The sequence below is a fragment of the Candidatus Obscuribacterales bacterium genome (assembly GCA_019744775.1).
Lineage (GTDB): Bacteria > Cyanobacteriota > Vampirovibrionia > Obscuribacterales > Obscuribacteraceae > SBAT01.
Window position 1 is genome coordinate 102,304 of the sequence record JAIETZ010000001.1, and the last position, 19,323, is coordinate 121,626.

Consider the following 19,323-nt stretch of genomic DNA (forward strand, 5'->3'; position numbering starts at 1 on the left):
AATCAGGTCTTTATTCCGAACTTCTTTTTTCAGAACCACTGTCTGAATCATCCCTCGTGCGGAAAACATCAGCCAGTTTATCTATTATAGAAGGGTCCTTCTGTTTTTTATTTTTGAAGCTCTTTTGCTTAGGAGCTTCACTCTTTTCTGGCATAGGTGCCTTTTCTTCTTTCTCAAGATTCAATTTGTCACCACGCAGCTCGGCAAGTTGTTCTAAAAGTCGTCTCTCAACTGCAGAAAGCTTAGTCGGTGTTTCTACAATTACATGCACCAACTGATCACCTCTAACGGTTGGGCTATTCAGATTCGGCACGCCGAGTTCCTTCATAACAAGCACCGTGCCTGTTTGAGTTCCGGCAGCTATCTTGAGTGTCTTAGCACCTTCCACACTGGGCACCAGTATTTCACAACCGAGGGCAGCTTGTGAAAAGCTTACCGGCTGGCGCACATGAATTGTTGTACCTTCGCGAATAAAGTCTTGATGTTCCTCTACGCTGACAACAACATAGACATCACCAGGTGGTCCATTACGTTTGCCAAAGTCACCGGCATTTGGTACGCGTAAGCGCAAACCACTATCAATACCAGCTGGAATATTCAATTCAATTTCGCAAGACTTGCGTACTTGTGCTCGGCCCTTGCATCCGGTACAAGGCTTCTCAACGCGCATGCCTTCGCCCTGGCAATTTGGACAGGTAATAATTTGCGTGAACTGTCCCAAAAATGTCGATGTCGCTTGTCTTATTTGACCAACGCCTGCACAAGTAACACATTTAACAGGTGTATGTCCTGCCGCGGCTCCTGTGCCTGAGCAAGCCGTGCAATTTTCCAGGCGCTTTATCGTAATTGTTTTCTTGACGCCAAAAACAGCTTCCAAAAAGTCCAGATGCAGTTCGACTTTTAAATCCGAGCCGCGTTCAACAGTACTCCTTCTGCCGCCGCGAGCGGTGCCGCCAAAAAACTGGCTGAATATTTCGCTCAGGTCGGCAAATGCCCCTAAGTCGACGCCATCAAAGCCACCCATACCGCCGGACAATCCTTCATGTCCATAACGATCATAAAGAGAACGCTTATTATCGTCCGACAAAACTTCGTAAGCAGCAGCAAGCTCCTTGAAGGCAGCTTCGTCCCCACTATCCATGTTGTCCGGATGGAGGTGTCTGGCTTTGTTGCGGAACGCTTTCTTGATTTGATCAGAGCTTGCGTTCTTAGACACGCCGAGAATTTCGTACAGGTCACGATTGGTCATGATAGCCATAGATTACCGCAATTATGTTGAGCTTGTGTCGTCGAGTTTTTCTAAATAGTCATTAACGGCCTGTTCAGAAGATGCATCTGCTTCATCCAGACTGTAAACACCACTGTCTCTCAACTCATCCGAAGGTTCTTCCGAAGACGCATTTTGCTGTTCTTGCAATTCAGCCAATTGGCGTGCTTGCTGTTCTTCAGCACTTGCCCTGTTACTTGCTACGTTAACCAAAGCCGGTCTGACTACCTTATCGCCCAGAACATAGCCACGACGAAGTTCCTGCATCACATAACCGTCAGGAAATTCTGTGGTTTCAATTTGTTGAACTGGCTCATGCAAGCGTGGATCAAAAGGCTGACCAACAGGCTCCATGGCCTTAATGCCTGCTTGATCCAAACAACGACCCAAGCTATTGAAGACAACTTTCAAGCTATCCAAAATCTTATCGGCAGGCATGGAATCATTAAGACTCATCTGCGCGCGATCGACATCATCCAAAGCCGGCATTAATGCCTCAACCATTTTCTTGACGCCCATGGTTTCCAATTCATGACGATCTCTATCCGAACGGCGTCTGTAATTTTCAAAATCGGCAGCCATACGCTTGTAGTGAGTATCGGTTTCGCTTAGCTTTTCACGCAAGTGCTGCACTTCAGTGGCCAGTTGCTCGCAACTTGGGCAAGCAGTAGCAGCGTGCATTCCAGATTCGGCTGTCTTCATTTCCATCTCCGAGGGGTTTGACTCAACTCCGGCATTTAATGCTCGGAAAAAGGCTTTCGCGTCGTTCATGCGCGAACCGCCAGCGGAGGGTGATTCTTGAGCCGAATCTTCCATCGGTGCGGAAGACTCTTCTTCAGGTAGCTCTTGATTTTTGTTGGTATCGGTCATCGAACGCCAACTTGCCTCCGTTTCATCTATAATTTTATGTCCGATTAGCAGTATTTTTCCCTAGCTTTATCTTTTACCAGCTTTGTACTTCTAATTAATTAGGTGAGAAACACTTGTAAACAATCACTCGATAGCTCACCAGTGCCTGCCAAGGCATAGTGGAAGGCTTGTCCAGCATACGTCCGAGAGGAACATTAGAATATGTTAAGTGTTGAGTCCAGGCATGTCCAAACCTATTACAGCCAAACTGCCCGCCTGGTTATATACGCCCAAGGCGAACTAACTAAAGGCAAGGCGAAGACAGCCGAAGGCGTCCTGCGCTATGCCAAAAATCCTGTCGTGGCGGTAATCGACAGCAAAGAAGCCGGTAAAAAAGTGGGGGATATCACCTGGATATCCGATTCACAAGTACCAATAGTCAGCTCCGTCAAAGAATCACTTGCCTACAAACCCGATGCTCTTCTAATAGGTGTTGCCTGGTCGGGTGGCAGATTGCCCTCAGAATGGCGCGCCGACATCATGGAAGCACTGAAGTCCGGCATGGATGTAATAAACGGACTGCATGACTTTTTATCCGATGACGAAGAAATTGCCAAAGTAGCAAGAGAAAACGGCCGCAACCTTATAGATGTGCGACGTCCGCCGGAAAATTTGCCAATTGGAACAGGCAAAGCTATAAACACAAAAGCAATGACGGTATTAACCGTCGGCTCTGATTGCTCAACAGGCAAAATGACTGTTTCTCTAGAGCTCGATGCCTTAGCAAAGACTCGCGGCTATAAATCGCAATTTGTAGCTACAGGACAAACAGGCATAATGATTCATGGCTGGGGAATTCCTCTTGATCGCGTAATCGGCGATTTCATGGCTGGAGCCATTGAGGAATTGGTTGTTGAAGCCGGCAAAGACAACGAATTTGTTTTCGTTGAAGGTCAAGGCTCAATAGTAAACGCCAGTTTTTCCGGCGTGACGCTTTCGCTTTTGCATGGAAGTTGCCCAAAAGCAATGATTCTCTGCCACAAACCAACACGCTCAGAAGACACTGCAGGATTCAAGTTGTGGAGTCTATCCAAACTGATACCACTTTATGAACAAATGGCTGCCTGCATGCGACCATCAAAAGTTGTCGGCATTGCCTTAAACACATACGGCATGGACGACAAAGCAGCTGCTAAGGCAATTGAGGATGCAGAAAAGGAAACTGGCTTGCCTACAACTGATCCTGTGCGATTTGGATCGGACAAACTATTAGACGCTATCCTAAAACACCGGGAGAAAGTATCGTGAAGACTATGGTTTCAAGCATAGAACTTAAATTCGAACCACTGATTTTGGAAACAGCTCATCCATTTGGTATTTCTTATGGAACATCCAAAACAACAGAAAATATTCTCGTTCGTTTGCGCTGGCAGGAATTCGAAGGTCTAGGTGAAGCAGCTCCCGTCTCGTACCACAATGAGAGTCTGGCAACTGTCAATGCTGTTTTAAAAACCTGGCAAGACGCAGATATCTTAGGCAATGATCCGTTTGCTATTGCCGACATTGCTCAGCGTCTGGATAAATCAATCGCCGGCAATGCTTCAGCTAAAGCAGCTGTAGAAATGGCCATGCATGATCTAGCCGGCAAGATAGCCGGACAGCCTATATATAAGATGCTTGGACTTTCCCAATTGAAAGCACCGATGACTGATTTCACAATTGGAATCGACAGCTTGGATGTTGTGGAAAAGAAAACAGCCGAAGCCGTTGAAGCGGGCTATAAAATGCTCAAAGTTAAACAAGGCACTGATTACGACAAAGAGATAATCAAGCGCGTACGCAAGTTGGCGCCCAATTTACCGTTACGAGTAGACGCCAATGGTGCCTGGACGGTAAAACAAGCTATTCACATGTCGCATTTTCTTGCCGAGCACAATATCCAGTTCATTGAACAACCACTACCCAAGTACGCGCCTGTTGAAGAGTTTCGCCTAGTGCGCGAAAACTCGCCTGTTCCAATCTTTTCAGACGAGAGTATTTGCCGCGCCAATGATGTTGCTCGCTTTGCCGGTGCAATCGATGGCGTAGTTGTGAAATTGGCCAAAACAGGCGGTCTTTTAGAAGCGCTGAAAGTTATCCATACGGCACGCGCTCATTCAATGCAAATCATGTTTGGTTGCATGATCGAATCATCAATTGGTGTAACAGCAGCGGCTCAACTTGCCGGACTTGTTGATTATCTCGATCTCGATGGTGCACTCTTGTTGGCTCACGATCCTTATCTAGGAGCTGAGTATTGCGATGGTTACCTGAAACTATCCGACAGACCCGGACTTGGTGTAATTCCTCGCTAAAAGGCGCATGCACCACCCCTACAAACAAACATTTTGCTGTAAAGGAAAAACATGTCTAAAAAACCGGCTCTTATCATAGGCATACTCTGCATCATTGTCGGGGTAATCGGGGTAGTCATCCAAATATTTGGCGACTCAGGTCATGGACCAGAAATGGGACACATGCAGACTGAGGGCAAGGACTTAGTGCAATGGCAGACTCCGGAGACTTTTGCAAAAATGTCCGGCACACCGGTAAAGCCAGTTTTGTATGATTTCTCGGCAGTTTGGTGCGGACCATGCAAGAGGCTAGCAAATGATGTCTTCGGTGATGCGGAAACCGCCACTTTCATCAATAACAACTTCACGCCGGTGCAAGTAATGGAACCAGATGGTTTTGCTCCGCAATCAGTCAAAGATATGCAGAACAAATTCGGCATCACAGGATTTCCCACACTTATCGTGCAAGGCAAAAGCAAAGATCAAATGCGTTCGATTGTCGGCTATCCAGGTAAATATGCCACGATAGACTTTCTCAAGCAGTCGCTGACAGAAGTACAACAGTAAGGAAGTTTCTATTGCGGATTTGGCACTGCCTGCTCTGTGGCAGGGATTGGACCAGTCGGTGCAACTGTTGACGTTTCGCCAGGCTTTGCACCCGGTGGCAGCGCGCCTAATTTCGTCTGATCAGCAAGTAGTGCCTGGAACTCAGGTGCAAATTCAATTTTTGCTGTCTTGCGCTGATCTTCCAACCATTTGGTTACGTATTCGCCACCTTTTGCCATGACGATATTTGCTTTCAAGTATTCGCGCACATCAGCCATTGGTGCCGGTCCTGCCGGTTCGTGACCTGTAACCTTCATGATGTGAAAACCAATAGGATCTTGCAACATCTGCGGCATTACTTCTCCGGCTTTCATTTTCCAGAGGATGTCGGCGATTTCTTTCGGCAACTGTGACTTTTGACGATAGCCAATGTCACCACCTGAACGTGTCTTTTGCGCACGGGGATCATTTGCATTGGCCAACTGGGCAAAACTTGCGCCGGATTTTGCCTGCACCATTACCGTCTCCGCCTTAGACTTTTGCTGCTGAAGCACTTGCGCCGCACCTTGCTCGACTTGAGCTTCCGTCCAAGTCGGCTGCGCACGCTTCACTTGTGTCTTCAGGCTCATGATAGGACCATTGTCCTGCATCGGGGCCGGAATAATAATTTCACTCAAGCGAATGCGCTCAGGCATTTGAAACACTTTTAGATTCTTGTTGTAGAGCTCACGAATCTCATCGTTGCTTACTGGCGCTTTCTGACGCAAGCGATCGATGTACAAGGTAATCACTTCTTGCTTGAGAAGTTCTTTGTTCAATTCGTCTTTCGTAAAGCCCGTCAATTGCGCAATTTGATTGTAATTCGGCGTTTTCTTAAACTGGCTGAATTGATTATTCGCCTTGCGCACTAATCCGGCATTACGCCCTGCATCATAAAGCATCTGACGATTGACCAACTCATTGAAAAATGTTTGCTGCAAAACTATTTCAGCAGCTTTGAATGCCAAACCCACATCAAGAATTTGTTTATCGAAATCAGCTTGCGTTAGTTTGTTTTCGCGCAAATAACGCTCAAACGATTTTGCATCAGCTGCTTTATTCTGACGAGCAAGAGAAATAAGTCTTGTCTTTTCGCCCTCTGTAAGAGTCAATCCATTCTTCTTGGCGCTCTCAAGCAAGCCCGCGCGCATCTGTGGATTGGACGAGACTGCCGCTTGCAACTGAATCTCTTCCAACTTAAATCCACGGCGATAATCGTCCACAGTAATTGGCGAACCAGCTACTTTGCAGATAAGTGTCGTGCCGGACATCTTTGCCAGATCCAATTTGGGAGTCGCAGTCGCTGCCGCTTTCTTTTCCTCAACAGGTTTAGCTGTTTTCTCAGGGGCTTTCGAGCAACTGGTCAAGGAGACCAAACAAAGAGAAATGGCAAGCAAAGCTACGTGTCGTTTCATTCCAGTATCCTAGAGTAGTAAATCCGGCATTTACGCCGCAGACGGCGAACTATGCCCAACCATAGCACTTAATAGTTCTTCTAGCAAATCCAGCTGTTCAGCAGGCGTCATATCTTGTGTGCGGACCAAAATATATGGCGAAGAACCATGACCACCTGCCGAACCAGGTTTATAAGTGGTGCGCGTTGCCAGGTGCTTGGGCAAGCGATTTTGAATTGCCAGCCATGCTTGCAAGCGGAAATCAACAGCCAGACGCGAGCCCGAACCCATAGGATCAGGTTTGACTGAACTTACATTAGCCTTGCTTGCCTTGAGACGAAGCCTGACAACTGCTACCAGCTGTTGCGTTTCAACAGGCAATGCACCAAATCTATCTCGCCATTCTTCAGTGAGTATGACGAGCTCACGCTCAGATTTCACGTCGGCCAGACGCTTGTACTCAATAATCTTTTGGTCAGCATCAGCCATGTACGATTCCGGAATAAAGGCTGTGACGTTGATATCAATTTGAGTATCCAGATCGCCTGCGGTTTCTTCGCCCTTCAATTCAGCAACCGACTCTTCAAGCATCTTGCAATACAAATCGAAACCGATTGCCACCATGTGACCATGTTGCTCAGCGCCGAGGATATTTCCCACACCGCGAATTTCCATGTCTCGCAAGGCAATTTGATAACCGGATCCTAAATGGGTCAGCTCACGAATAGCTTTCAATCTGCTTTGAGCAGTTTCGGAAAGTACTTTGTTCCCTCTGAAAAGACAATAAGCATAAGCCTGTACATCTGATCTGCCGACACGTCCACGCAACTGGTACATCTGCGCCAGTCCTAGTTTGTCGGCTTCATCAACGATGATTGTATTGACGTTAGGAATATCCAATCCGGATTCAATAATTGTCGTACAAACAAGAATGTCCGTTTGATGCGCGTAAAAATCAAGCATCACCGCCTCCAGATCGCGCTCATTCATTTGTCCATGACCAATAGCAATTCGTGCTTCCGGAACAAGTTCTTTAACTTCCAGTGCAACATTTTCAATTGTCTCAACTCTATTGTGGACAACATAGACCTGCCCGCCTCTTTCCAATTCGTGAAGAATAGCAGTGCGCAATAATGCCGGTTTGTATTCACCGACAAATGTCTTAATCGGCGCTCTATTTACAGGTGGCGTGTGAATGAGCGACATATCGCGCGCACCGGATAGGGCCATATACAGAGTTCTTGGAATTGGCGTTGCCGACATGGTCAAGACATCAACCATGACGCGCAAATGCTTGAGCTTTTCTTTGTGGGCAACACCAAAACGCTGTTCTTCATCGATGACCACAAGACCGAGATCTTTGAAAGCAATATCTTTTTGCAACAGTCTATGTGTGCCGACAACCACATCGCACTCACCGACAGCCAGGCGCTGAATTACTTCACGCTGTTCTTTTGCCGTGCGGAATCGGCTGAGCAAACCAACCTTTATTGGATAAGCCGCAAATCTTTCTACAAGAGTATTGAAGTGTTGTTGCGCCAGAATTGTCGTCGGCACAAGCACTGCCGCTTGCTTGCCGGACATTACCATCTTGAAGATTGCCCGAACGGCAACTTCTGTCTTGCCGAAGCCGACATCTCCACAGATCAGGCGATCCATTGGTTTGTTGGATTCGAGATCCTTTTTACTGTCGACAATTGCTTGCCATTGATCAGGTGTTTCCTCAAATGGAAATGCTTCTTCCATTTCATACTGCCAGGGCGTATCCGGCGGGCAAGCGAAGCCTTCTTGCTTGGCGCGTACCGCATACAGGTTGGTCAAGTCCTCAGCAACCTGCTTAATTGAACGCTTAACGCGTCTCTTGGTTGATTCCCACTCGGCACCACCCATTCTCGATAAACGAGGCGCAACGCCGCCTGCTCCACGATAACGGGAAAGCAAGTTGACTTGATCAACAGGCACATAAAGTCTGTCGTCACCAGCGTATTGAATAGAGAGAAACTCACGCTCTTGTCCATCGAGAGAAACTCTTTCAATGCCGACAAACTCGCCTATGCCCTGCTTAGCATGCACCACAAAATCGCCGACTTTTAAGTCAGTGACTGAGTAAAAACGTTCATGAGTTTTGTCGGCAACCGGCCGTCTATAGGTTGTTGGTTTTCTCTTGACGCCAAACAACTCTGCTTCTGTTACAGAGACAATTTTTACATCGTCTAAACGAAACGCACCAACAAAGCCTTGTCGTGTTACCCACACTTCATTTTGGTCAACAACATAGGGAGTGCCTAACGAATCTACTTTAGGCTCTTGTGGCGCTTCTAATTTGCCGTTGCCGTCACCGGATTCAAAAGCACTCTTGCCGTCATGGCTTAAATCATGACCGGCCACGTAAGAGGCAGGACAATCCCACTCTTTCAATAAACCAAGCACCCGCTGAGCTTGATCGGAAGTGACAATTACGCGATATCCCTCACGGCGCCAATGACGCACCTTTTCTACAAACTGCGGAATCTGCCCGTTGAAACGCTCAATGCCGTGACAAGCAAAATTAACCGAGTCAACTTGTTCACCATCTTCACCAAATGTCGGCATCGAACTTATGAAGGCTCTTTGCTGAGCCTTGAAAGTCTCTACTATCTCATTGACCTTAGGATGCAACAAACGCGGCAACGGCAATAATCTGCCGGCGGCAAGTCCCTCATCAAGCGCATCTTCAAGCTTTTGTTCATAGCTCAACAACGACTGAGAAACAGTTTCCCATTCATCGGTAAAGACAAGCGCATCTTCAGGAACATAATCGAGGATAGTAGCAAAATGTTCATGGATAAAAGGCGCGTAGTATTCAGTGCCTTCCGTGTATTGTCCAGCTTCAATGGCCAATACGTCGTTTTCAACTACAGTACGCAAAGTATCGAACGCTTCGTCAGACAAAGTCTCGCCGGCCTTGTCGACTGCCTTTCGCAAAACAGCTGCAATATTTTCATTGTCGGACAAAACAACCCACCAGCGCGGCGGTACCAGTACTGATTGCAATTCATCATGCGAACGTTGGCTTTCAACATTGAATGTACGAATTGATTCAACTTCGTCACCAAACAACTCAATTCTTACAGGCGATCCAAATGACGGAAAAATATCTACGATGTCGCCACGAACGCTAAATTCACCACGAACACTAACCAGATGCTCTCTGGTATAGCCAAGCTTCACTAAATGTTCGGCTAATTTCTGAGACTCAATGCTCAATCCAACATTTAGAGAAAGTGTTTCTCTGGACAAAGTGTCCTTATCAAGCACTCTCTGCATAAGTGCTCTGGCAGGCAATACAACAAATGATGTTTTATCTTCACTGCGCAACAAGTGCTGCAACACTTCCATCTGTTGAGCTGTAGTATCCGGGCTGCTGGCTACTTGTTCATAAGGCGAAATTTCCGACGCCGGATAGAAGTAGACAGGATATCGGCTAAAGTTACTTAATTCTTGATAGTAGCGAGCCGCTTCATGGTTGTCTGATGTCACTAAAAAGAACGGACGCTTAATCTGGTTGTGCAAAAGCGCCAGAACCAAAGACTTCGCAGAATCAGTTAAACCGGTAATTGTCAGTTCCGCCATCGCCTTTCTAGCAGTGCGCGCAATTAGTCGCGCATACTGGCTGGAATCAGTAAAACGTTGCCTGAGTGAGTTAGATAGAAGGCTTTCTGTCATCAGTTGGAATTAAAGGACACAAATCCCCCACCTCGGATAGACCGAGCCGGTAGGTATTATTGGTTTAGCCCCGAAAAATCGGGATCTTATGATCCTAGCACAGCCCATCACCCTCTTCCACAGCTGTTAAGCAAGCTGTTAAGATAGAGCCGTGAATAGGGCTTCCTTACTAGTTTTAAGTCTCATAGTTTCCAGCTCATATTGTTCGGTATGGGCTGGCGAATATTCACCGGAAGTAGCCCGTTTTCTAAACGAAGGGGACGCTCTGTTGCGCCAAGGCAAGATAGGCGCTGCTCGCCAGGATTTTGAAGATGCTCTTAAGGCAAATCCAAATTGCCCTGAAGCCCACGACGGCATAGGACGCTGTTTTTTAAGAGATGGTACCCTGGACAGAGCGGCTACCGAATTCCGTGCGGCGCTCAAACTTGATCCATTGAATGTGCCCAGTTTAAATAACTTGGCTAACGTTCTTTATCATCAGTCCAAATACGACGAAGCTATCGTGTTTTACGAACAAGCACTGAAAATCTGTCATAACAATGATCCGGAAATTTTGACTAATCTAGCCAATGCTCAGAGATCAAAAGGCAATAATACTGAGGCTATCGCCAACTATCGATTGGCTATTAAGAACAGACCCGATTTTCTTGACGCATACAACAATCTTGCCTTGGCTCTATACGACGAAGGCAAATACCCGGATGCATTGGCAGCAATTCGACAAGCGTTGAAAATAGACGGACAATGCGCTGACGCTTATTACAATCTGGCACTAATTCATCGCGCCACAGGCAATTTCACTGCCGCGCGTGAAGCAGCAAATGAATCTTTGAAGTACGAGAAAAATCCGGAATTTGCTGAAAGCACAAAGCAATTGGTAGACAAACTCAATCAGGTAGAAGTTGCCTACGGAAATTTGGAAAAAGGTACAGGACATATTCGTCAGGGACAGTGGGACAAAGCAGAAGAGTCTCTCAAAGCCGCTTCGCCGTTGCCCGAAAGACAAAAGACAATAGCCTTAAACAATTTGGGCATCGCTCTCTTTCGCCAACATTTGTTCAAGGATGCCGCCCAGACATTTGAACGAGCAATTGCTGCAGGGCACGGCAATAAGGCACAAGCAAACTTCAACCTGGGACAAGCGCGTCTCTATGACGGCAACAAAGCCGGTGCTAAAGCAGCTTTTCAAAAGGCGATTGCCGAATCAAACGGGAAGCACGCCCTTGCCCATAATTTACTGGGTGTGATGTATAAACACGAAAACAATCTGCAAGCGGCAATTAAAGAATACGAAACGGCATTGGCGGTTGGCGCACCACCTGTGGTGCATTACAATCTCGGTCTCGCTCTTCAACAAGCAGGCGTCTACAGTGAGGCAATTAAGCACTACGAGGCTTACCTGAAAAAGGCGCCCCACGGTCTCAATGCCGCCTCGGCCAGGCAGGAAATTCAGATTATTGAATCTCAATGAAGCCGTTTAGCCGCCTGTGTCCGTGTTATGATATTTCCCTTGATAACCTCCCGCTAATCTGGCGGGGACAACAGCATGGACACAAATCCCGAAATAGCCCAAGTTCTCGAAGAATACTGCCAGGTTGCTAAAACAAAGCAGCCGTCCAAGCCTGCGCCCGGCAAAAAGCGGGTAGCTGTCTGTATGTCCGGCGGCGTCGATTCTTCAGCAACGGCACTTTTGCTGCAACAGGCAGGCTACGACGTAGTGGGAATGACCGGCTGGCTTATTAAGTCCGGCAGTCGCTGCTGCGACACAGGCATGATTGATGCTGCTCGTGTTTGCGAGCAAATTGGTGTCGAACACCACGCAGTCGACTTGCGCGAATTGTTTAAGTCCCAAATTCTAGATGAATTCCCTAAGTCTTATGCCGAAGGAAGGACACCTCTTCCCTGCAGTGTCTGCAACACAGTAATTAAATGGGGAGCCTTATACAACTACGGCAAAAAAATTCTGGGAGCAGATTACATAGCGACAGGACATTACGCAAGAATTGTCGAGACTGAATCAGGTGCAGCCCTTGCTCGCGCCAAAGATCCAAGCAAAGATCAGTCTTATGTATTGTGGGAATTAACCCCTGAACAATTGGCGAGTACTCTTCTACCTTTGGGCGAATATACAAAGGAAGAGATCCGCAAAATTGCCCAAGGATATGGTTTAGCCTCGGCAAATCGCCCTGATAGCCAGGATCTTTGTTTCATCCCGGTAAATTCCACCATTCAAGAATATCTGAGCAATTTCCTGCCCGAGTCTCCTGGTCCAATCATTCACGCAGTAAGCGGAGCCAAACTGGGTGAACACAAAGGCACGCACAATTACACGATAGGACAACGACGCGGCTTGGGTATCTCGTCACCTGATCCTCTTTATGTGACCAAAGTGGACCCAGCCAATAAAACAGTTTTTGTCGGTCCAAAAGAATGCCTTTTGGACTCAGAGCTGACTGCCTCCAAAGTTAACTGGATAGGCAAGTCACCAGATGAACCAATTGAAGCTCTAGTGAAGATTCGCTACAACAGCCCAACCGTCAAAGCAACAGTTCACCCCTTGACTTCTTCGCAAGTCCGGGTAATCTTTGCCGAACCTCAGCCGGCAGTCACGCCAGGGCAGGTTTTAGGCATTTACGATTTGAGCGATACCTATGTATTGGGCGGCGGTTGGATAGACTAACCGGGCGCATACAATGCGCCCCTACAACGACTAAGAATCCGTGGATTAGATCACGCGGTTGTAAAGTTGCTCGCGCGTTATTAAGCCGATATAATCGAATTAGGGTCGGTTTTTGAGGCTGCAAGTGCGGATGGGATTTAGGCAACCAATAGTTATCTTTATGTCGATAACAATGGTTGTGCTCGCCTGCCTTTACGTGTCAACTGATTCTGCTGATGCTCGCGTGCAGAGTAAGTCCAGCCGTTCAAAAACCAAACATACCGTCACCATGTACAGCGGCAAGAAAAAACGCACAGTTGCAGTTGCCGGCAGTCGCAGCAGAACAAGAAGCAGAGGCAAACAGGGTCGCAAGCGGCATGTAATTGCCACTCCTAAAGTGCGCTACGCATACCCGATAACCATGTTTCTCTGGAGCGCACCGCATTTTGATCACACACCTGTCGATGATGCACTCAAGCAAAAGATTCGTTATGCATTTCTAGCCGGTACCGCAGAGAAGTTTCCAGCTCGCAGTTTAGTCAGAGCCGAGTTGGTCGAACACTATCCTCTGCGCGGCGGAATTTTCTATAGACGCGAAGCTGTTAAATATGTAGTTATACATTCAACCGAAACCGGAATTCCAATGGGCGGAAAGCGCGTCATTGATAGCTGGAGTTCTGTCGGACGCCGACACGCCGGAGCGCAATATGTCGTCGATCGTGATGGCATGATATACCAAGCAGTTGATCCGGATTTAGCAACAGTACACGTCAACATATTTAAGACTTTACCGGGAATAAACAACGACAACAGCATCGGGATTGAAATGGTGCACACCGGAGCACAGACTTACACACCGGAGCAGAAAGCATCTGTCATTCGTTTGGTTTCGTACTTACAAGATCGCTACAAAGTCACAGACGAAAACGTCATTACTCACCGTTACGCTCAGCAAGGCGACCATACAGACCCAGTGGCATTTGATTGGGATCGCTTCTTACGCGACAAAGCCGGTTTTAGAAGACAGGCAGTTGTAGCTAAGATGAATGAAATGGTAGACGAAGCCGGTAAGTGGTGGAACCAGAACGTGCCGGGAGCACCCATTTATCAACACCTCGAAAAAATGCTACCCATTCCAACCAGCAGCCAGAAACCAACGCAACCTTCTAACGCACCTATTCCAGGCCCGTTATTGCCACCAGTTTCGGCGTCCACACTGCGCGGACCGATTGAGGTTGATCCCGATATTCTTAACATGGAAGGCGACGTCATCCAGCAATGCGCAACGGGCATGGAAGCTGATGGCGGCGGTTTAGTCAAAGAAGTGAAACCAGCAAATAGCAACGCTGTGCAGAATAATTCTGTCCCCAACAACACGCAACAAGCGCCGACGCCGGGGCATCCTCTATTCGGCATACCCTAACTCGAAACTCAGAAGCGATGCGTATTCGTCGCCTCCGCATCCAAGTTCACTTTCAATCAATTCTATCTTTTCAATTTGCTGTGTCAAAGGAACGCATTTTGAAACAAGCCAATCGGGCAATTCGACTGCATTAGCTTTTACCGACTCACGCTCCAGCCTAGCAAGAGTTATGTGGGGACGATACTCACGATGTCCAGGTTTGCTCACATAGGGCTTTAATTGTGTTTGAATCTCAGCGGCAATTTCCATTACTCGATCGGGAATTACACTCGGTGTCATCACAACCATGCGCGGGCGCTTAGCAGAGGGCCAAAATTCTACCTGATCAAAGTTTATTGAAAGCTTGCTGAACTTCGACACCGTTGATTGAAGCTTAGCCGTGATCTCGTCCAGTTTGCCTTCAACATCGCCGAGAAACAGCCAAGTCAAATGCAACTTAATTGGTTTTACGATACGTGCACGACAATGCCATTGCTTCTCTAGTTCAGCCTTGCGTTCTGAAAGATATCCTAAAACTTCTTGCTGAGCAGGACTTAAATAAGTCCCGACAAACAGACGCCTTGTCTTGTTCTCAGGACTCATCGGCACCGACGCGGCCGTAGAAGCCGCGATCTTCAGCGACAAGCTTATGAATGTACTGGCTGACAGAGCGTTTGCCAAATGTACTGGCGTAGATTTCTTGCAATCGATCTCTTACATACGGCAAACCAACTTTGTCGGCATAACGCAATAGCCCACCTCTAAATGGGGGGAAGCCCAAACCAAAGACGGTTGCCACATCAACCTCGCGAGCGCGCAAAACAATTTTTTCTTCCAGGCAACGCGCTGCTTCATCGATCATCGGCAGAATTAGACGCTCTTGAAGTTCCAAGCATTTTTCCGGAGAAACTTTATCGGGCGATATTACAACTTTGAAATTGCGCTCAAGATCAGGGTTGTAGCCTTTCTTCCTGCCTGATTCATCCCAGACAAATATGCCGATTCCATCGCGCTTGCTGCGCAAACCAGCCTTCACTGAATCATACATTTTCGGAGGTGGAGTCATGCGCTCACCCAGTCCGGCATGAAGTGCATCAGCAATAGCAATTACTAAATACCAACCAATTTCATCCAACAATTCAAACGGTGCAATTGGCATTCCAAATGCCAATGCTGCTTCATCGATCCAATTGAGCGGAACATTTTCCTGCGTAAAGCGAGCCACTTCTTCAAGGTATGTTCCAAGAATTCTATTTGCTAGAAATCCTGGTGTGTCTTTTACGGAAAGCGGTATCTTGCCCAAACCAGCGACAAATGTTGAGGCCGCACTGACAGCATCTTTATTTGCTTGCGGGTGTGAGACGACTTCAACCAGCTGCATGCGATCGACAGGCTGGAAGAAGTGCAAGCCTATAAATCTGCTGGCATCAGCTGCTGGGGGTATTGTCGAAGCAACCGACAGTGCCGATGTATTGGTAGCTAATACACACTTGTCCGAGACAACTTTCAGAACGTCTTGGAAAACAGCTTTCTTTACTTCAACATCTTCAAGACTGGCTTCTATGATCAGGTCACAAAGGGCCAAGTCCTGCGAATTGACCGTGCCGCGCAATTTGCCTTCATGCGCGCTTGTATTTGTCGCACGCTCTCTTTTTCGTGCTTGTGACGCTTTGATTTTCTCGACAGATTCATCAACACGACTTTGATCGCGGCCTTTAAGGCTAACATCATAGCCATGTGCATAAGCCAATTCTGCAATTGCCGTGCCCATAGTACCGCTGCCGACTACACCAACAGTGGCGATAGGAGGAAGCGCAGACTTCTTCGATTGGGACAAAGCGCTTGCTTTATAAAATTCTGCTGCAAGCATAATGGACATCAAATTATGCGTAGTCTCACTGGTACATAACTCGGCAAATGCTTTTGCTTCCATCTCCAGCCCAGCCGCCATCCCTTGCGCTAAGCCGTCCTTCATTACCTCGACAGCTTTTGGAGGTGCTGGATAATGCCCTTTTGTAGTAATACGCAATGAGCGTTCGGTTATAGCAAATAAGGTTTTTACTTTGTCGGCATTATAATCAGCCGGCAATTCTTCTGTTTTGGCAACTAACGGCTTCAATGCATTTAGTCCGCCACCGGCCAACTCAAGAGCCAACTCTTCACCGCGAGCCATAAGCTCATCACTAGCAACAATTTCGTCAATCAAGCCAATTTCCAACGCACGACTGGAATCAAATGGCTCACTGCCGAGAATGACTTCTAAAGCTGTTTTTGGTCCAAGCAACCGAGACAAACGCTGCGTACCACCCAAGCCTGGGATAAGGCCAAGACGCACTTCGGGCATGGCAAATACTGTGATTTGATCATTGGTTGCTATGCGTTTGTGGGAGCTCAAGATAAGCTCAACGCCGCCACCCAAGCAAGCACCATTGATCGCAGCAACCAGTGGTTTTTGCAAATTCCTGGACTTGTTCAACATGGCTTGACCCATACGGCAAAGCTTCATTGCTGCTGCAGCATCTGCAAACCGGCGCACTTCGCCAAGATCGGCACCCGACAAAAATGTATCGGCTTTGCCGGACATAAAGACAACCGCTTTTATATCATCATCAGCGGCAGCATGATCAACGGCAGCTTCCAACTCTTCCAGCACAGATGCGTTCAAAACATTTGAACGTCCAGGACAATCCAACAAAAGAATTGCCACGCCGGATTTTTTCTTAGTCAGGGTTACTTGCTGCCTAACTTGCGTCACTGATTTACCTTGCGTCATTTAAAAACAGAACTCCTGCTACTTATCCGATTTCGCGGACAAGCCCTTCATCAACATTGCCACTCCTAATGCCAGCGGCAAAAGCATCATGATCAACCCCAAGAAACTTATAGTCGGGAAAGTCATTACCAATTGAGACAGCACAGCAAAGAATATCAATGCACAACTTGCAGCAGTGACTATCCAACCGACCTTTGATTTTGAGTTGTAGAAAATTAGTCCCAAACCAATGAGCAGGGGAATTACTACAAGCCCAAACCCTTGTCCGCCAAAACCCAACCAGGACAACCAGCCCGATCCCACCTTGACATGATTGAAAAACATCAAAACACTGGTCAGCAGTAGACCCAAACCAATAAAAATGTTTAATTCAGAGCCAATGCCTGTGGTACTCAACTGAGTGCTTTCCGGCACTTTCAAAACCGTCTTAGCCTCGTCTTCATTGGTTGAATAATCCAGGGAGGCTTCCAGTTCGTTCAGCTTGCGCTGAATTTCGTCATCTTGTCTGCCCATTGGCACCTCTGTCTCGATTGGGGAATTTTATCAGATTCCATATTGTTCCGGTTTCGGCTTTAGCCTTCACCCTGCTCATCGCAGCTCTTGCCTCACTTCTGAGGATCAGCGGGCAACATACAAACTTCACGAAATCTTTGGGCAATGGGCATGCGCCAACCGGAGCCAAATGACTGTGCTGTAACCTTTAAGCCAGGCGCTGCTTGGTTACGCTTGTACTCATTGCCGTTTATTCGATTGACAACATCGAGAACTACTTCTTCTTTGTAGCCCAATTTGACTATTTCCTCGATGCTGCGCTTCTGTTCAACATAGGCGTTGATAATGCCATCTAACACCACATATGGTGGCAAGGAATCCTGGTCCAATTGTCCGGGCCGCAATTCGGCAGAAGGCGGCTTCTCGATGGTGGACAGAGGAATGATTTCCTTATTGGCTGCTTCATTTATGTAGCGCGCGACATCATAAACCATCATTTTCGGCAAATCGGAAATGACCGCCAAGCCACCGCACATATCGCCATACAAAGTGCAATAACCAACAGCAAGTTCTGACTTATTGCCTGTTGTTAAAACTAGATAACCAAATTTATTCGAGATAGACATGAGAATCATGCCCCTAATTCGTGCTTGAATATTTTCTTCCGTCACATCCTTTTTCGTCTGCGCAAAGGTTGGCTGCATGATTTTGTCGAACGCAGTCATTGGCTCAGCAATTGGGATAGTTTGAAATTCAATTCCCAGATTCATCGCCAGATCACGTGCATCACTTACGCTATGCTCGGAGGAATACGGAGACGGCATAGCAACGCCAAGAATATTCTGCGGTCCGATTGCAGCAGCAGCAATTGCTGCCGTTACCGCCGAATCAATGCCGCCGGACAAGCCAATAACGGCTTTTTTAAATCCGCACTTGCGCATGTAATCAGCAGTCCCCAGAACAAGCGCTTTGTAAATATTGACCGTCTTATCTTCCGGAGAATCTTTTATTTCACTTTTGCCCGCGCCAATATCGACCAGCAATAAGTCTTCTTCAAAAGCAGCCGCGCGCGCGATCAAATCACCATCGGCATTAACAACAATCGAACGACCATCAAAAATGAGTTCATCATTGCCGCCGACTTGATTGACATAAACAACAGGAATTCCCCAGCGCATAGCTTGCGCGCGCACCAATTCGTGACGGATGTGTTCTTTGCCGGCCGTAAACGGCGAAGCGGAAATGTTGACCAACAATTCCGGTTTTTCCTGACAGACCTTTTCAATTGGATCTATTAAGTAACGTGGTTTGGGAAACAGCTCGCGGTAGTTCCAGATGTCTTCGCAAATGGACATGGCCATTTTTTTGCCTTCAATTTCACACGTGCAATATTTAGATGCCGGCTCGAAATATCTGTCTTCGTCAAAAACATCATATGTAGGAAGCAAAGACTTGTGTTGCACGCACTTGACTCTGCCTTCTTTGATAAAAGCACAAGCATTATGAACAGGACGCCCGTTACCGGGATTGGGATCAACAAATCCAACAAGAACGGCGATGTCGGCCAATTCCTCAGCAATACGTTTGAGCCCTTCCAGATTGGACTTAATAAAGTTGGATTTTAAAAGGAGGTCTTTCGGCGGATAGCCGGTAATTGCCAACTCAGGAAAAATGACCAAGTCGGCACCCTTAAGTTTTGCCTGGTGCCCAAAGGAGATGATCTTTTCAACGTTGCCGCTGATGTCACCGACGGTGGGGTTAATTTGGGCTAGGGCTATCTTCATGTCGTTATTGTAAACAGGAATTTGGGAATGAAGTTTCCAAGAACCGGGAAACTTGTCTCCTGGCTCCTCATGACTATAAT

General features: G+C 47.2%; 14 protein-coding genes. 6 read left to right on the plus strand and 8 right to left on the minus strand.

The features are described from left to right. Positions 1–10: 10 nt before the first annotated feature. Together dnaJ and K2Y22_00430 are read right to left on the minus strand one after the other, a co-directional pair. Positions 11–1,249, minus strand: a complete 1,239-nt coding sequence (gene dnaJ, locus K2Y22_00425; GenBank protein ID MBX9876898.1) for a molecular chaperone DnaJ — start codon at positions 1,247–1,249, stop codon at positions 11–13. Positions 1,250–1,270: 21 nt separating this feature from the next. Next, the gene (locus K2Y22_00430; GenBank protein MBX9876899.1) at positions 1,271–2,137 is read right to left on the minus strand and encodes a nucleotide exchange factor GrpE; all 867 of its coding nucleotides are present in this window, start codon (positions 2,135–2,137) and stop codon (positions 1,271–1,273) included. A 201-nt stretch (positions 2,138–2,338) separates the two neighbouring features. Between K2Y22_00430 and K2Y22_00435 the strand changes: the two genes are divergently transcribed. From K2Y22_00435 to K2Y22_00445, 3 genes are read left to right on the plus strand one after another with little or no spacing between them, the layout of a single operon-like run. After that, on the plus strand, positions 2,339–3,424 hold the full coding sequence (locus K2Y22_00435; protein MBX9876900.1) for a DUF1611 domain-containing protein: 1,086 nt from the start codon (positions 2,339–2,341) through the stop codon (positions 3,422–3,424). Further along, positions 3,421–4,470 (plus strand): dipeptide epimerase, encoded by a 1,050-nt coding sequence (locus K2Y22_00440; protein ID MBX9876901.1) that lies wholly within the window; start codon positions 3,421–3,423, stop codon positions 4,468–4,470. The genes K2Y22_00435 and K2Y22_00440 overlap by 4 nt, the downstream gene beginning before the upstream one ends. 51 nt (positions 4,471–4,521) lie before the next feature. Beyond that, positions 4,522–5,016: a thioredoxin fold domain-containing protein gene (locus K2Y22_00445; protein ID MBX9876902.1), complete on the plus strand. Its 495-nt coding sequence runs from the start codon at positions 4,522–4,524 to the stop codon at positions 5,014–5,016. A gap of 8 nt (positions 5,017–5,024) precedes the next feature. Here K2Y22_00445 and K2Y22_00450 read toward each other — a convergent pair whose 3' ends face one another. Together K2Y22_00450 and mfd are read right to left on the minus strand one after the other, a co-directional pair. Then, positions 5,025–6,449: a peptidylprolyl isomerase gene (locus K2Y22_00450; protein ID MBX9876903.1), complete on the minus strand. Its 1,425-nt coding sequence runs from the start codon at positions 6,447–6,449 to the stop codon at positions 5,025–5,027. Positions 6,450–6,479: 30 nt separating this feature from the next. Beyond that, on the minus strand, positions 6,480–10,040 hold the full coding sequence (mfd, locus tag K2Y22_00455) for a transcription-repair coupling factor (GenBank protein MBX9876904.1): 3,561 nt from the start codon (positions 10,038–10,040) through the stop codon (positions 6,480–6,482). Positions 10,041–10,284: 244 nt separating this feature from the next. Between mfd and K2Y22_00460 the strand changes: the two genes are divergently transcribed. The 3 genes from K2Y22_00460 (at position 10,285) to K2Y22_00470 (ending at position 14,215) form a co-directional block, all read left to right on the plus strand. Further along, positions 10,285–11,604 (plus strand): tetratricopeptide repeat protein, encoded by a 1,320-nt coding sequence (locus K2Y22_00460; GenBank protein MBX9876905.1) that lies wholly within the window; start codon positions 10,285–10,287, stop codon positions 11,602–11,604. Between the two features lie 75 nt (positions 11,605–11,679). Continuing rightward, positions 11,680–12,813: a tRNA 2-thiouridine(34) synthase MnmA gene (gene mnmA, locus K2Y22_00465; protein MBX9876906.1), complete on the plus strand. Its 1,134-nt coding sequence runs from the start codon at positions 11,680–11,682 to the stop codon at positions 12,811–12,813. A 160-nt stretch (positions 12,814–12,973) separates the two neighbouring features. Then, complete coding sequence (locus K2Y22_00470; protein ID MBX9876907.1) at positions 12,974–14,215, plus strand: peptidoglycan recognition protein family protein; 1,242 nt, start codon at positions 12,974–12,976, stop codon at positions 14,213–14,215. Here K2Y22_00470 and thpR read toward each other — a convergent pair. From thpR to K2Y22_00490, 4 genes are all read right to left on the minus strand, one after another. Further along, entirely contained in the window at positions 14,198–14,797 is a 600-nt protein-coding gene (thpR, locus tag K2Y22_00475) for an RNA 2',3'-cyclic phosphodiesterase (protein MBX9876908.1), read from the minus strand. The two genes, K2Y22_00470 and thpR, sit on opposite strands and share 18 nt — an antisense overlap. Further along, complete coding sequence (locus K2Y22_00480; GenBank protein MBX9876909.1) at positions 14,787–16,967, minus strand: enoyl-CoA hydratase/isomerase family protein; 2,181 nt, start codon at positions 16,965–16,967, stop codon at positions 14,787–14,789. Before K2Y22_00480 ends, thpR begins: the two co-directional genes overlap by 11 nt. Positions 16,968–16,985: 18 nt before the next feature. After that, positions 16,986–17,480 carry a hypothetical protein gene (locus K2Y22_00485; protein MBX9876910.1) on the minus strand — a complete coding sequence of 165 codons (495 nt, stop codon included), beginning with the start codon at positions 17,478–17,480 and terminating at the stop codon, positions 16,986–16,988. Positions 17,481–17,572: 92 nt separating this feature from the next. Then, entirely contained in the window at positions 17,573–19,243 is a 1,671-nt protein-coding gene (locus K2Y22_00490) for an NAD+ synthase (protein ID MBX9876911.1), read from the minus strand. Between the last annotated feature and the right edge of the window lie 80 nt (positions 19,244–19,323).